Here is a 12,816-nt window from a genome sequence, read left to right on the forward strand (position 1 = left end):
CCCCTTAATCCAGCCGCCGCTGGGTTTTCCAGGCCGTCAGGCCTATAAACACCACCGCCGAAGCGATCAGGAACAGCAGGTTAATCATCAACACCGTACCGACGTTGCCCGCCAGGAACAGCGTTTGCAGCGTGCTGACGAAATAGCGTGCCGGAATGATGTAGGTCACGGCGCGCACGATGGCCGGCATGCTGTCGATCTGGAAGATAAAGCCGGACAGCATGATCGAAGGTAGAAAGGCCGCGTTAAGCGCCACCATTGCCGCGTTGAACTGGTTGCGGGTAATGGTTGAAATCAGCAGCCCCATGCCGAGCGTACTGGCAAGGAACAGGCTGCTGATGACGAATAAAATCAGCAGCGAGCCGCGATAGGGCACGCCGAGCACCCATACCGACACCGCCATACATAGCACCATGGCGATCATGCCGAGAAAATAGTAGGGCACCAGCTTCGACAACAGCAGCTCTGTGCGCGTTACCTGGGTGGAAAGCAGCGCCTCCATGGTGCCGCGCTCCCACTCACGGGCGATCACCAGTGAGGTGAGGATAGCGCCGATCACCGTCATGATAATGGTGATGGCGCCGGGAATAATGTAGTGCCGACTGATGGCCGCCGGGTTAAACCAATAGCGCATCTGTACATCGATTAACGGTTTTTCCTCACGCCCATTATCGGTGGCACGCTGTTGCTGCCAGACCTGCCACACTCCCTGGGTATAGCCCTGGACAAAGTTGGCGGTGTTCGGCTCGCTGCCGTCGGTAATAATTTGTATCGGTGCGCTGTCGTGCGGTCGCGCCATGCGTTGGGCAAAATCATTGGGGATCACCACCAGCCCACGAATGCGCCCGGCCTGCATCAGTTGGATCAACTGCTGGCGGTTGTCGCTGATGGTCGGCTCGATATAGGGCGAACCGGCAAAGGCATTGGCCAGGTCACGCGCCTCTTCGCTCTGCTGTTCCATCAGAATGCCCAGCCGCAGCTTGCTGGAGTCCAGGTTGATGCCATAGCCGAAGATAAACAGCAGCATCAATGGAATGACAAAGGCGATCAGCCCGCTGCTCGGATCGCGCATGATTTGCCGTGTCTCTTTCAGGCACAGCGCGCGCAGCCGCCGCCAGGAAAAACCACTGTCATCGCGGGCGGCGTTTTTTTCGCTCATGGCTATTTTGGGGCTCATGACTGCTCCTCCTGATCATAACCCTGCACCAGCTCGATAAACGCCTGTTCCATGGAAGGATTGGGATTATCACTGCTGGCGACCTGGTGTTTGAGATCGTCCGGCGTGCCGGCGGCGATGATCTTACCGCGATACACCAGCCCGATGCGGTCGCAGTATTCCGCCTCGTCCATAAAGTGGGTGGTCACCATCACCGTCACGCCTTTATCTACCATGCCGTTAATATGCAGCCAGAATTCGCGACGGGTCAGTGGATCGACGCCGGAGGTCGGTTCATCGAGAAACAAAATATCCGGCTCGTGCATGAGCGCACAGGCCAGCGCCAGCCGCTGTTTGAAGCCAAGCGGCAGAGAGTCGGGCGTCTGGTTGAGGATCGGGCCAAAGTTGAAGGCGCTGGACATTTCACTGATTTTATCGCGCTGCGCCTTGCCGCTCAGGCCATAAACGCCGGAAAAGAACTTCAGGTTTTGCGCCACCGTCAGGTTGCCGTACAGCGAGAATTTCTGCGCCATATACCCCAAATGCTGGCGTGCCTTGCCGGAGCTGGTTTTCAGATCCATGCCCAGCACCAGGGCCTTGCCTTCGGTCGGCACCAGCAACCCGCACATCATTTTAAAGGTGGTGGATTTACCGGCACCGTTCGGGCCAAGCAGGCCGAAAATCTCACCGCGCTGTACTTTGAAGTCCACGTGATCGGTGGCGGCAAAGTCGCCGAATTTCTTGGTCAGCCCTTGCGCTTCGATCACCGTTTCCGTGCTTTCTCCCTCGACGGTCGGCATGATCTCCGCCAGCGCCGATTTGCTGTTTGGCCCGCCGCCGAGCAGATCGATAAACGCATCTTCAAAGCGAGGATCCGCTTCGCTCAGCTCGGCATCAGGCAGATCCAATGCTTGCAGGACCTGCCGATGATCTTCGCCTTGCTTGAGGATCAGCCGCAGGTACTTGCCCTGGATCACGCCGTCGGTGACCGTCGGCAGGCAGATCGCCCGTTGCAGCAGGGCACGGTGGCTACCGGCTGGCGGCGCGATCAGCACCGTGCGCCCGGCCATCCGTTGGGTAAGATCTTTCGGCGCGCCGCTGAACAGCAACTCGCCCTCGTTGAGCAGCAGCACTTCGCGGCACTGTTCGGCTTCATCCAGATAAGAGGTGCTCCACAGGATCAGCATGCCGTCGTTGGCCAGTTCATGCACCATGCGCCACAGTTCGCGACGTGAGATCGGATCGACGCCGACGCCGGGCTCATCCAGCAACAGCACCTGCGGTTGCCCGACCAGCGTACAGGCCAGTCCGAGCTTCTGTTTCATGCCGCCGGAAAGTTTGCCCGCCAGCCGGCTGGTAAAGCGGGTGAGATCGGTAAATGTCAGCAGCCGATCGAAGGTTTGCTTGCGGAGATCGCCGGTGACGCCGCGCAGATCGGCGTACAGCGTCAGGTTTTCCATCACCGTCAGATCTTCATACAGGCCGAACTTTTGCGGCATGTAGCCGAGGATGGCGTGCAACTGACGATCCTGGGCGATCGGATCCAACCCGGCGACGCGCAGCGTGCCGCTGCTGGGTTTCAGCAACCCGGCCAGCATACGCAGCAGGGTGGTTTTCCCGGCACCGTCCGGGCCAACCAGCCCGGTGACGGCGCCGCTGGTCAGCCGGGTTGTCAGGCTGGCAACCGCCGGTTTTTCCAATGACGGAAAGCGTTTTTCCAGTGCTTCCAGCTCAATAACCTGTTCCATCACCGCCCCCTCAAGGTTGGGCAAAGCGAACGGTGACCGGCATCCCCTGGCGCAGTGCGTCATCGGCGTCGGTGACGATCACCCGCAGCCGGTACACCAGATCGGTACGCAGGTCCGGGGTTTCGACGCTTTTCGGGGTGAACTCAGCGGTAGGTGACACAAAACCGATTTTGCCGTGATAGGGCTTGCCTGGCCGACCGTCGGTATAAATTTCCAGTTCGGTGCCCGGCGTTGCTTTGCCCAGGCTGGTTTCATTGACATAGGCGCGCACCCACACCGGGCGGGTTAGCGACAGGGTAAATACCGTGCCACCGGCGCCGAGCATGGTGCCCGGCTCGACCGCGCGGGTCAGCACCGTGCCGGCCGAGGGGGAAATCAGGCTGGTGTCGTGCAGGTTAAGCTGTGCCTGCGCCAGTGCGGCTTCGCTTTGCGCCAGGTTGGCTTTGGCCTCTTCAATCTCCTGCGGACGATTACCGCTCAGGTACTGCGACAGTTTGTCTTTCGACGCCTGAAGGTTGGCCTGTGCCTGATTGCGTGAGGTGCGGGCATCTTCCAGTGCGTCGGCGGAGGTGGCATTTTTCGCCCACAGTCCCTGTTGACGTTTCAGGAAGCTGTCGGCATAGCTGAAGGCGGAAAGGCGCTGCGCCATTTCCGAACGTACCTGGGCAATCTCTTCGGCGCGGTAACCGGCCATCAGCAACGCCAGTTTGGCTTTGGCACTGCCGACGTTAGCCTGCGCTTGCTGTAGCGCGTTGATGTAGGGCGCATCGTCCAGTTTGCCGAGCAATTGCCCCGGTTGAAGGGTATCGCCTTCATCCACCGTCAGCGACGCCAGGCGCCCATCGACGCGGAAGCCCAAATTCACCGTACGAATATCCACGTTACCGTACAGCGTCAGCGGTTGGGCCCGATGCTGCTGGTAATACCAAACTCCGTACGCGGCCGCGGCGATCAGCACAATAACCACCACAATGAAGGCACTGCGTTTCTTATTCATAATTCTCCCTGCCTGAATTTACGCGCCATAGCGTTGGCGCAGCCCATTAACCAGAAGTTCGATGTGTTCAGCCAGCACCTCGCTGATTTGTTCCGCTTCGGCGGCGCCGATCTGCTGCCAGCCAGCCTGTCGGCGGACGGTTTCGCGCGCCACGCGGAACGACAGCACTTCGCCGATCAGCGCGTGAGTATGCAGCACGATTTTGGTCGATTGCGGGTCGATGCCGGTGTAGGCCGCCAGCAGGCGGCAAAGCTTGTTATGCAGCGGTGCTACCACCTGCTGGTGGATCAGCGGATAAGCGTCGGTGGGGGAGAGCTGCTCGCGCGACATGATTTTGCTCAGGTTTAGCGTCTGTGGCTGAGTCATCAGGTCGCTGAACGCCAGCAGGCCGCGTTTCAGGTGTTCGAGGTAGCGCTCCGGCGGACGTTCGGTTTCCGGCAGTTGCCAGAAGTGGTCAATTTCTTCGGCCAGCGGGCGAAAAGCCTGCTGGATAAAATCGGCAATCCACTGTGCAACGGCCAGATAAAGGCCTTCTTTGGAATTGAAGTAATAGGTGATGGCGGCGATGTTGTGTCCGGCGCGCTGGGCGATATCGCGGGTGGTGGCGCCCTGAATGCCGTATTCACCAAACATCTCGATGGCGGCGGCGATCAACTGCTGGCGTGCCTGCTCACCCCGTGCCCGGCTGGCAGTCTGATTATTTGGCATTGATGGCGCCTGAAAAAGTTAATCAATCATATGATTAACTTTATGCCAGATTGCACGAAATGCAATCAGTAACCGCGATTTATTTAAGGACATTTTTTCAGATTAGGCTGAATTCTCGGCATATTGTGCTCTGAGTCACTTAATTTGCCTTTTCTTGTTCGAGTTCTGCTACAATCGCCCGCTTGGTGCACTGCAGTTTGTGCCAATCCCTCGTGGTCATGCTTAATGTCCCGTCTGATAATCCTCCCAGGAAACTGCACCGAACACTGTTAGGTTAGGGGGGATCTGGAGTTTTTCTCTTTATGTCATTTGAAACCCTCGGCTTAAGTGCTGAAATTCTGCGCGCTGTTGAAGAACAGGGCTATCGCGAACCTACGCCAATTCAGCGCCAGGCTATTCCTGTCGTATTGGAAGGTCGTGACCTGATGGCCAGCGCCCAGACCGGTACCGGTAAAACCGCTGGCTTTACCCTGCCGCTGCTACAGCTGCTGAGTAAGCATGATCATGCGGTCAAAGGTCGCCGTCCGGTACGTGCGTTGATCCTGACGCCGACCCGTGAACTGGCTGCGCAGATCGGCGAAAACGTCGAATCCTACAGCAAATACCTGCGCCTGCGTTCGCTGGTGGTATTTGGTGGCGTGAGCATCAACCCGCAGATGATGAAACTGCGCGGCGGCGTCGACATACTGGTGGCAACACCGGGTCGTCTGCTGGATCTGGAACACCAGCGCGCGGTTGACCTGTCCAAAATTGAAATTCTGGTGCTGGACGAAGCTGACCGCATGCTGGATATGGGCTTTATCCATGATATCCGCCGCGTGCTGGCCAAGCTGCCTGCCAAGCGTCAGAACCTGCTGTTCTCTGCTACCTTCTCCGACGATATCAAAGGGCTGGCCAACAAACTGTTGCACAACCCGGCATCGGTTGAAGTGGCGCGCCGTAATACCGCGTCCGAGCAGATCGAACAAAGCGTGCACTTCGTTGATAAGAAGCGTAAGCGGGAACTGCTGTCCCAGATGATCGGCGAAGGTGACTGGAAGCAAGTATTGGTGTTTAACCGCACCAAGCACGGCGCTAACCACCTGGCTGAACAGCTGAACAAAGACGGCATCACTGCCGCAGCGATCCACGGCAATAAAAGCCAGGGCGCTCGTACCCGTGCATTGGCCGACTTTAAAGACGGCAAAATTCGCGTATTGGTAGCTACCGACATCGCGGCACGCGGTCTGGACATCGACCAGTTGCCACACGTGGTGAACTACGAGTTGCCAAACGTGCCGGAAGACTACGTGCACCGCATCGGCCGTACCGGTCGTGCTGAGCGTACCGGTGAGGCGATCTCGCTGGTGTGTGTGGATGAACACAAACTGCTGCGTGATATCGAACGCCTGCTGAAGCGTGAAATCCCGCGTATTGCCCTGCCAGGCTATGAGCCGGATCCAAGCATCAAGGCAGAGCCAATCATCAACGGCCGTCAGGCTGGCGGTGGTCGCGGTGCGCCACGTGGTAACGGCGGTGGTCAGCGTTCCGGTAACGGTGGCGGCCAGCGCAGTGGCAACGGTGGCGGCAATGGCGGTCAGCGTGAAAACCGCGGTGGCGGCAGTGCTCGTCCGCAGGGTGATGCCAAGCCGCGTTCAGGTGCACCTTCGCGCCGTCCGCGCAGCCGCCCGGCTGAGTAAATTGCTCTGTTGTCCGCTGCTAAAAGGCCACCTTCAAGGTGGCCTTTTTTATTGGCAAAAATCAGCGCATCTCAAGTTCCGGCACCACCGACATGCCGACGCGCAGTCGCGCCAGCTCCGGCTGATTTGGCTCCAGCAGAATTTTCACCGGCAGACGTTGCACCACTTTGGTGTAGTTGCCGGTGGCGTTATCGGCGCTGATGGCGGCAAAGGTCGAGCCGGTAGCCGGGGCGATACTGTCAACGTGGCCGCGTAGCGTCACGCCGGGCAGGGCATCCACGCTGATCGAGACCGGCTGGCCGGCAGACACGTTGGCCAGTTGGGTTTCCAGGAAGTTGGCGATCACATAGCTTTGCTGTAGCGGCACCACCGCCAGCAGGCGCGTACCGGCAGAGACCCAGGCCCCCTGACGTACCGCACGCTGACCGACAGTGCCAGCAATGGGCGCGATAATCCGGGTATAGGAAAGATTCAGGCGTGCCTGATCAACGCTGGCCTGCGAGGCGGCAATATTCGCTTCGGCCTGTTTCCGACTGGCCTGCAACACGCCAACTTCCTTGCGCGCAGAAACCACTGCCGCCTGATTTTGCTTTAGCTGTGCGGCGGCGGTCTGCATTACGGAAGCGGATTTTTGCTGTTCATCGGCGGTGGCGGTGCCGGTTTTTAGCAGTCGGCGATAGCGGTCGGCATTTTGCCCGGCATAGTTCAACGTGGCCTGACTGGCACTGACGCCGGCTTCCTGCTGGGCAATATTGGCCTGCTGTTGATCCAGCTGCGCCTGAATGCTGGCCAGCTTGGCCTGGCTAATCTGCAGGTTGGCCTGTGCCGTTTCCAGCGCCACGCGATAATCCCGATCGTCGAGGGTCGCCAGCACTTCACCGGCTTTCACCTGCTGATTATCACTGACGTTGACGCTGCGGATATAGCCGGAAATCTTGGGGGCCACCAGCGTGTAATCGGCACTGACTACCGCGTCATCGGTACGAAAATGATGGCGATTGAGAGAGGAACGGACAAAGAAAGCGATAGCCAGCAGGATTAACAGCAGCAACGCCAGGGTTAAGGTTCGTTTTGCAGGTGTGAAGCTCATGGTTATGATCCTGATGTTTTTGGAACTAGAGGTAAAAGCGTTTGCGGCGGATAGACTCGTTTCGGCAACCAGGCGGTCAGCAGCACCAACAGCAGCGCGCAGCCAATAATCAGCAGATAGGCATCACTGATGCTGAGGATCACCGCCTGATGTTTTACCAGCGTCGAAAAATGCCCGAGATTTTCCGCTGAACTGACCGAGCCGTCCGGTAACAGCGGCATAGCCCCGCTGGCGTGTTCTGAGCTCTCTGCCGTCATCAGCCACGGGCGATTGCCCAGCCGGTCAACCAGCACCTGCGAGTGAAATTGCTCCCGGTGGCTCATAAAATTCTCGACCAGGCTGCCTGCCGCTACGGCAGAAAAACCGCGCACGGTGTTAAACATGGCCGAGGCGAAGGGCCCTTCCGGTGGCAGTATTACGCTGGTGGAGGTCATTAACACCGGCAAAATCATCATCGGTTGGCCAAACGCCTGCATGCCTTGCATCAACCAGAAATTTTGTCGTGCCCAGTCGTCGGTCAATTGCATTCCCAGCAGGCAGGAGCCGGCGATTAGCGCGGCCCCGAGGGTCAGTACCCAGCGGGCGTCTATCCAGCGCAGATTCAACAGGGTGGCGATTAAAGGGGCGATCACCAACTGCGGCAAGCCGACGGCCAACGCCAGCGGTGCAAATTGTACGGTGCGAAAACCCTCTACCTGTGAAAAGTAGAACGACGGCAGCATTGAGCCTGACAGCGCCAGCAACAGCACGCCGGCCAGCGTCAGCAGGCTATAAGAAAGATTGATGCGCTGCAGTAATTGCAGTTTTAGCAGCGGCAGCGGATGGAACCATTCGTTGATCAAAAACGTCACCAGCAGCGCGATAGACACCGGCAACATCAGACTAATCAGCGGCGAATTGAACCAGTCGAGCCGTTCTCCCTGTGTCAGCGAAAGGATCAACAGCGCAATGCCGCTGCACCCGGTGAGCATGCCAAACAGATCGATCTGACGGAAACGTTCCAGGCGCAAGGGATCCTGCGGCAGCCCCCAGCCGATCAGTAAAGAAGCGATCAGACACAGCGGGATCGCCTGCCAAAAGACAAACTGCCAACCCAGACTGTCGGTCCACAGAGCCGCCAGCGGTGCCGCGACATTGGGGCCAAAGGTGGCGGTCAGCGCATAGGCGGCCAGCCCGTAAAGTTTGATGGTGGGGGGCAGAAAACGCAGCGCCACCGTCATCAGCAGCGGCGGCAATGCGCCGCCAAACAGGCCTTGCACCACCCGCAGCGCAATAAACAGCGTGGGATCAGCGGTTAACGGCTGGAGTACCCCGACGGCGGCAAAACCGCCGATCATCACCAGGGCGAAACGGCGTAGCGAAAATGTTACGGCAAACCAGGGGGCAACCATCATGGCCGACACTTCCGCCGCCTGATAGGCCGAGGTGATCCAGCTCCCCTGGTCGAAACTGATACCGATAGCCGCGCGGATATCCGCCAGTGCCAGATCGCTGATGCGATCATTGAGTCCAGAGGTCAGGGCGGCAATCAGCACACCCACCAACCCCACAGCCAGACGCAGAGTGAAAGGATGCGGCGCGGCGGCAGGAGGCGCAGGCTGAGCATTCATAGTATGACTCCAGAAACGAAACTTGCGATGCACTGTATTGCATGGCGATACATTGTGACGCATGCTACATTGTGATGCGCTGTATTGCAATGTGGTACAGCATGCCGTCTGGCAGAAAAAAATGTTACAGTGTGGCCAAAAGTAAGGAAAAGAATCCCTATGTCTGAACCCTCAACATGTTGTGATGATGAAAGGGCCGGCGGTATTCAGGTCATCACCCGCGCGGCGAAAATCCTCGAAGCTCTGGGTGCAAAGCCGAATGGCATGAGCCTGGGAGAAATAGCGCTGGCGGTCGATCTGCCGCGTTCCACCGTGCAACGTATTGTCAACGCGCTGGACTCTGTGCAATTGGTGCGGGGCGGAGTCGGTGGTGTGCGCCTGGGGCCGTCTTTGCTGCGGCTGATTGCCAGCGTGCATACCGAAATGGTGGCCATTGCGACGCCCTGGTTGCAGGCTTTATGTGATGCCACCGGTGAGACGGTTTCGCTGGGACGCGCCAGCGGTTTGCAACTGGCGGTAGTGCATTACATTGTGGCGGATCGTGAGCTGCGAGTGGTGCCGCGTATTGGTATGAACCTGCCGCTGTACAGCACCTCCGGCGGACGAGCGTTGCTGGCGTTGAACAGCGATGATGCGGCCCGTGATTTACTGGGTGAGGCTTATAGGGCGGTAACCGATCTGACGGTGCGAGATTTTCCTGCTTTACTGGAACACCTCACTGAAATACGTCGTACCGGTCTGGCCTACGATCGGGAAGAAACGTTGGAAGGCGTCTCTACCATGGCGGTGGCTATCGACACCATTCTGGGGCGCTTCTCCATCAGTCTGTTAGTGCCCAGCACCCGTTTGGCCAAGAATGAAGCTCGCTTCCGCGAAGAGATCCTTAAATGTAAAGACGCGCTGATCGATGAGATTGGCAAGGTGGCGTCGCGAGATTAACCGGAGAAGGCAATGAAAACACTGTTGGTCGCAATTGATAACTCCGCCAATGCGCACAAAGTCATTTCACTGGCTGCTGATCAGGCGTTGGCGCAGCAGGCCGCGGTCGTAGTGCTGTGCTGTGTGGACCTCAGTTATTCCATGGCGGGTCCGTATGAAATTGAAGCGGGTGAAGATCCGGCAGATTTCGGCTATGCGCAGGATGAACAGAATGCCGCCGCCACCGTGGTGCGACAGGCGCTGGTCAAGCTGCAGGACGCCGGCGTCAATGCGCGTGGCCGAGTGGTGGCCGGTGAGCCGGCAGAAACTATCGTCGCCCAGGCCAAAACACTGAACGCGACGATGATCATTATGGGGCGCCGTCACCTTTCTCCTTTTAGACGTTTGTTGAATGGATCGCACAGCGCCCTGGTGATTGAAAATGCGGATTGCCCGGTGCTGGTTGACGTGCGTGCCGACTGACTGCCCTTGATCCCCGGAGCCGGAAATGAAGCTAAAATGTGCCATTCTTGATGATTATCAGCAGGTCGCGCTCGCCATGGCGGACTGGTCGGTGATAGCCGATCGGGTTGAAATGTTCTCTTTTAGCCAACATTTTAGCGATGAAGCGGAGTTGGCGGTACATTTGCAAGACTGTGACATTGTGGTCGCCATGCGTGAACGTACGCCGATGACCGCGACGCTGCTGGCCCGCTTGCCCAAATTGAAACTGTTGATCACCTCAGGCATGCGTAATGCCTCTATTGATCTGGCGGCGGCGGCCCAGCGTGGAATTATTGTCAGCGGTACCGCCAGTGGCTCTGCCGCGCCGATGGAACTGAGCTGGGCGCTGTTGCTCGGGTTAGCCAAGCATCTGGTGCCGGAGAATCACGGTCTGCGACACAACGGGCCCTGGCAACAGACGCTGGGCGTGACTCTGCAGGGGAAAACGCTGGGCCTGCTGGGGTTGGGCAAAATTGGCAGTCAAATGGCAGTGGTGGCGCAGGCGTTTGGTATGCGGGTGTTGGCCTGGAGCCAGAACCTGACGGCGGAGAGGGCCGGTGAGGTGGGTGTGACGCGAGCTGAGTCAAAACAGGCGCTGTTTGAGCAGAGCGACTTTGTTTCCGTTCATCTGGTGTTGAGTGAGCGCAGCCGTGGGTTGGTCGGGCAGCCAGAGCTGCAGGCGATGAAGAAAACCGCTTATCTGATCAATACCTCGCGTGCGGCCATTGTCGATCGCAGCGCCTTGATTGACGCTTTGCAGCAGGGGCAGATTGCCGGTGCCGGGTTGGACGTATTCGAGATCGAGCCGCTGCCAGCCGACGATATCTTCCGCCACCTGCCCAACGTGCTGGCCACGCCGCATCTGGGTTATGTGGCTGACAGCAACTATCAGGTCTATTTCCGCGAAGCGATCGAAAACATCGAGGCTTTTATCGCCGGTGAGCCCCTGCGCCAATTGGGGTAGCGCGGTTTTATTCCCCCGAGACGCTTGTCTGCTGCGGGTATTCCCCCGTATCATTGCGCGTCTTTTTCAGCAGGGGTAATCATGCGCGTATTATTGGCTCCGATGGAGGGCGTTCTCGATTCTTTGGTGCGTGAACTGCTCACCGAAGTGAACGACTACGACCTGTGCATCACCGAATTCCTGCGCGTGGTTGACCAACTGCTGCCTGCCAAATCTTTCTATCGCCTGTGTCCCGAACTGCATCACGCCAGCCGTACGCCGTCTGGCACCCTGGTGCGCATTCAACTGCTGGGCCAGTACCCACAGTGGCTGGCGGAAAACGCCGCCCGTGCGGTTGAACTGGGATCCTACGGTGTTGATCTCAACTGTGGCTGCCCGTCCAAGCTGGTCAATGGCAGCGGCGGTGGGGCGACGTTGCTGAAAGATCCGGAGCTGATTTACCAGGGCGCCAAAGCCATGCGTGCAGCGGTGCCTGCCCATTTGCCGGTGACGGTAAAAATACGGCTGGGCTGGGATAGCGACAGCCGCAGTTTTGAAATTGCCGATGCGGTGCAGCAGGCGGGTGCTACAGAATTGGCGGTACACGGCCGTACCAAAGAGGACGGTTACAAGGCGGAGCGTATTAACTGGGCGGCGATTGGTGAAATCCGTCAGCGGCTGACCATTCCGGTGATCGCCAACGGTGAAATCTGGGACTACCAGAGCGCGCAAGACTGCTTGCAGACAACCGGCTGCGATGCGGTGATGCTGGGGCGTGGCGCACTTAACGTGCCGAACCTGAGCCGGGTAGTGAAGTACAACGAACCCCGCATGCCATGGCCGCAGGTGGTGCAACTGCTGCAAAAATACGTCCATCTGGAGAAACAGGGTGATACCGGCCTGTACCATGTGGCGCGGATTAAACAGTGGCTGGGGTATTTGCGCAAAGAATATGACGAAGCGACCGAGCTGTTCAGTGAAATTCGCGCGCTGAACAATTCGAAAGATATTGCCCGGGTGATTTGTCGTTAACAATAATAAACCCGCCTGAGGCGGGTTAGAGTAAATTCTATTTATCAGGATTCATTGTCGAGACGATTTATTTCTATCTCGATATCCTGAATGGATTTTTCCAGACCTTCCAGGCAACTGCCCTGTTTATTTAGCAGTTCGCCAATCGCCTCGGCGAATTCCTTGTGTTTATATTCGCCCTGGTCGAAAGCCAGCCATTGCGCAGACAGCGTCTCGGTATTGGATTGTGCATAGTGTCTCATTTCCTTTAGCTGAGAAACCACATCACGTAAATTATCAATCTGCGTTTTGCTGTTTTCATTGTCACTCATGCATTGCTCCTTGGAGTACGTCATTTAAATAATTGCGACTGCCAGATAAAGCCTACCCTATATGGCTCAATATATCAGCATGTCAAACTGCCGCAGTTAGAATTGGCCCGATTTATATTG

General features: G+C 57.7%; 12 protein-coding genes. 5 read left to right on the top strand and 7 right to left on the bottom strand.

Translation table 11 applies throughout. The features are described 5' to 3' along the window. Positions 1 to 4 precede the first annotated feature (4 nt). Genes QOT07_RS06570 through QOT07_RS06585 form a run of 4 tightly spaced genes read right to left on the bottom strand, consistent with a single transcriptional unit; the run spans position 5 to position 4,609 of the window. Positions 5 to 1,177, bottom strand: a complete 1,173-nt coding sequence (locus QOT07_RS06570; RefSeq protein WP_260329117.1) for an ABC transporter permease — start codon at positions 1,175 to 1,177, stop codon at positions 5 to 7. Next, positions 1,174 to 2,904 (bottom strand): ATP-binding cassette domain-containing protein, encoded by a 1,731-nt coding sequence (locus QOT07_RS06575; protein WP_283602750.1) that lies wholly within the window; start codon positions 2,902 to 2,904, stop codon positions 1,174 to 1,176. Before QOT07_RS06575 ends, QOT07_RS06570 begins: the two co-directional genes overlap by 4 nt. A gap of 10 nt (positions 2,905 to 2,914) precedes the next feature. Continuing rightward, entirely contained in the window at positions 2,915 to 3,901 is a 987-nt protein-coding gene (hlyD, locus tag QOT07_RS06580) for a secretion protein HlyD (RefSeq protein WP_099065171.1), read from the bottom strand. Between the two features lie 18 nt (positions 3,902 to 3,919). Next, positions 3,920 to 4,609 (bottom strand): transcriptional regulator, encoded by a 690-nt coding sequence (locus QOT07_RS06585; protein WP_261427184.1) that lies wholly within the window; start codon positions 4,607 to 4,609, stop codon positions 3,920 to 3,922. Positions 4,610 to 4,911: 302 nt separating this feature from the next. Here QOT07_RS06585 and rhlE point away from each other — a divergent pair, with 302 nt between their 5' ends. Then, a complete protein-coding gene (rhlE, locus tag QOT07_RS06590) occupies positions 4,912 to 6,288 on the top strand; it encodes an ATP-dependent RNA helicase RhlE (RefSeq protein WP_099065173.1) in 1,377 nt (458 codons plus the stop codon). Between the two features lie 61 nt (positions 6,289 to 6,349). Here rhlE and QOT07_RS06595 read toward each other — a convergent pair whose 3' ends face one another. Together QOT07_RS06595 and QOT07_RS06600 are read right to left on the bottom strand one after the other, a co-directional pair. After that, positions 6,350 to 7,378, bottom strand: coding sequence for an HlyD family secretion protein (locus QOT07_RS06595; RefSeq protein ID WP_261427183.1), 1,029 nt, complete (start codon positions 7,376 to 7,378; stop codon positions 6,350 to 6,352). 2 nt (positions 7,379 to 7,380) lie between these two features. Further along, entirely contained in the window at positions 7,381 to 8,988 is a 1,608-nt protein-coding gene (locus QOT07_RS06600) for an MFS transporter (protein WP_283602751.1), read from the bottom strand. A 159-nt stretch (positions 8,989 to 9,147) separates the two neighbouring features. Between QOT07_RS06600 and QOT07_RS06605 the strand changes: the two genes are divergently transcribed. The 4 genes from QOT07_RS06605 to dusC all read left to right on the top strand — a co-directional run bounded on the left by QOT07_RS06605 (position 9,148) and on the right by dusC (position 12,385). Further along, positions 9,148 to 9,927 (top strand): IclR family transcriptional regulator, encoded by a 780-nt coding sequence (locus tag QOT07_RS06605; RefSeq protein WP_207976003.1) that lies wholly within the window; start codon positions 9,148 to 9,150, stop codon positions 9,925 to 9,927. Between the two features lie 12 nt (positions 9,928 to 9,939). Next, complete coding sequence (locus QOT07_RS06610; RefSeq protein ID WP_283602752.1) at positions 9,940 to 10,389, top strand: universal stress protein; 450 nt, start codon at positions 9,940 to 9,942, stop codon at positions 10,387 to 10,389. A 25-nt stretch (positions 10,390 to 10,414) separates the two neighbouring features. Next, positions 10,415 to 11,374, top strand: coding sequence for a D-2-hydroxyacid dehydrogenase family protein (locus QOT07_RS06615; protein WP_283602753.1), 960 nt, complete (start codon positions 10,415 to 10,417; stop codon positions 11,372 to 11,374). Between the two features lie 81 nt (positions 11,375 to 11,455). Further along, positions 11,456 to 12,385, top strand: coding sequence for a tRNA dihydrouridine(16) synthase DusC (gene dusC, locus QOT07_RS06620; protein WP_207975999.1), 930 nt, complete (start codon positions 11,456 to 11,458; stop codon positions 12,383 to 12,385). Between the two features lie 44 nt (positions 12,386 to 12,429). On the opposite strand, the gene QOT07_RS06625 is transcribed toward dusC, so the two are convergent. After that, positions 12,430 to 12,696, bottom strand: a complete 267-nt coding sequence (locus QOT07_RS06625) for a hypothetical protein (RefSeq protein WP_283602754.1) — start codon at positions 12,694 to 12,696, stop codon at positions 12,430 to 12,432. Positions 12,697 to 12,816: the final 120 nt, after the last annotated feature.

It is taken from the genome of Serratia proteamaculans (assembly GCF_949794035.1).
Classification (GTDB): domain Bacteria; phylum Pseudomonadota; class Gammaproteobacteria; order Enterobacterales; family Enterobacteriaceae; genus Serratia; species Serratia proteamaculans.

Bases quoted from the DNA above. Each gene is read 5' to 3' on its own strand.
- QOT07_RS06595 (WP_261427183.1), bottom strand. From the start codon at position 7,378: ATGAGCTTCACACCTGCAAAACGAACCTTAACCCTGGCGTTGCTGCTG.
- QOT07_RS06615 (WP_283602753.1), top strand. From the start codon at position 10,415: ATGAAGCTAAAATGTGCCATTCTTGATGATTATCAGCAGGTCGCGCTC.
- QOT07_RS06585 (WP_261427184.1), bottom strand. From the start codon at position 4,609: ATGCCAAATAATCAGACTGCCAGCCGGGCACGGGGTGAGCAGGCACGC.
- QOT07_RS06605 (WP_207976003.1), top strand. From the start codon at position 9,148: ATGTCTGAACCCTCAACATGTTGTGATGATGAAAGGGCCGGCGGTATT.
- QOT07_RS06600 (WP_283602751.1), bottom strand. From the start codon at position 8,988: ATGAATGCTCAGCCTGCGCCTCCTGCCGCCGCGCCGCATCCTTTCACT.
- hlyD (WP_099065171.1), bottom strand. From the start codon at position 3,901: ATGAATAAGAAACGCAGTGCCTTCATTGTGGTGGTTATTGTGCTGATC.
- dusC (WP_207975999.1), top strand. From the start codon at position 11,456: ATGCGCGTATTATTGGCTCCGATGGAGGGCGTTCTCGATTCTTTGGTG.
- QOT07_RS06610 (WP_283602752.1), top strand. From the start codon at position 9,940: ATGAAAACACTGTTGGTCGCAATTGATAACTCCGCCAATGCGCACAAA.
- QOT07_RS06625 (WP_283602754.1), bottom strand. From the start codon at position 12,696: ATGAGTGACAATGAAAACAGCAAAACGCAGATTGATAATTTACGTGAT.
- rhlE (WP_099065173.1), top strand. From the start codon at position 4,912: ATGTCATTTGAAACCCTCGGCTTAAGTGCTGAAATTCTGCGCGCTGTT.
- QOT07_RS06575 (WP_283602750.1), bottom strand. From the start codon at position 2,904: ATGGAACAGGTTATTGAGCTGGAAGCACTGGAAAAACGCTTTCCGTCA.
- QOT07_RS06570 (WP_260329117.1), bottom strand. From the start codon at position 1,177: ATGAGCCCCAAAATAGCCATGAGCGAAAAAAACGCCGCCCGCGATGAC.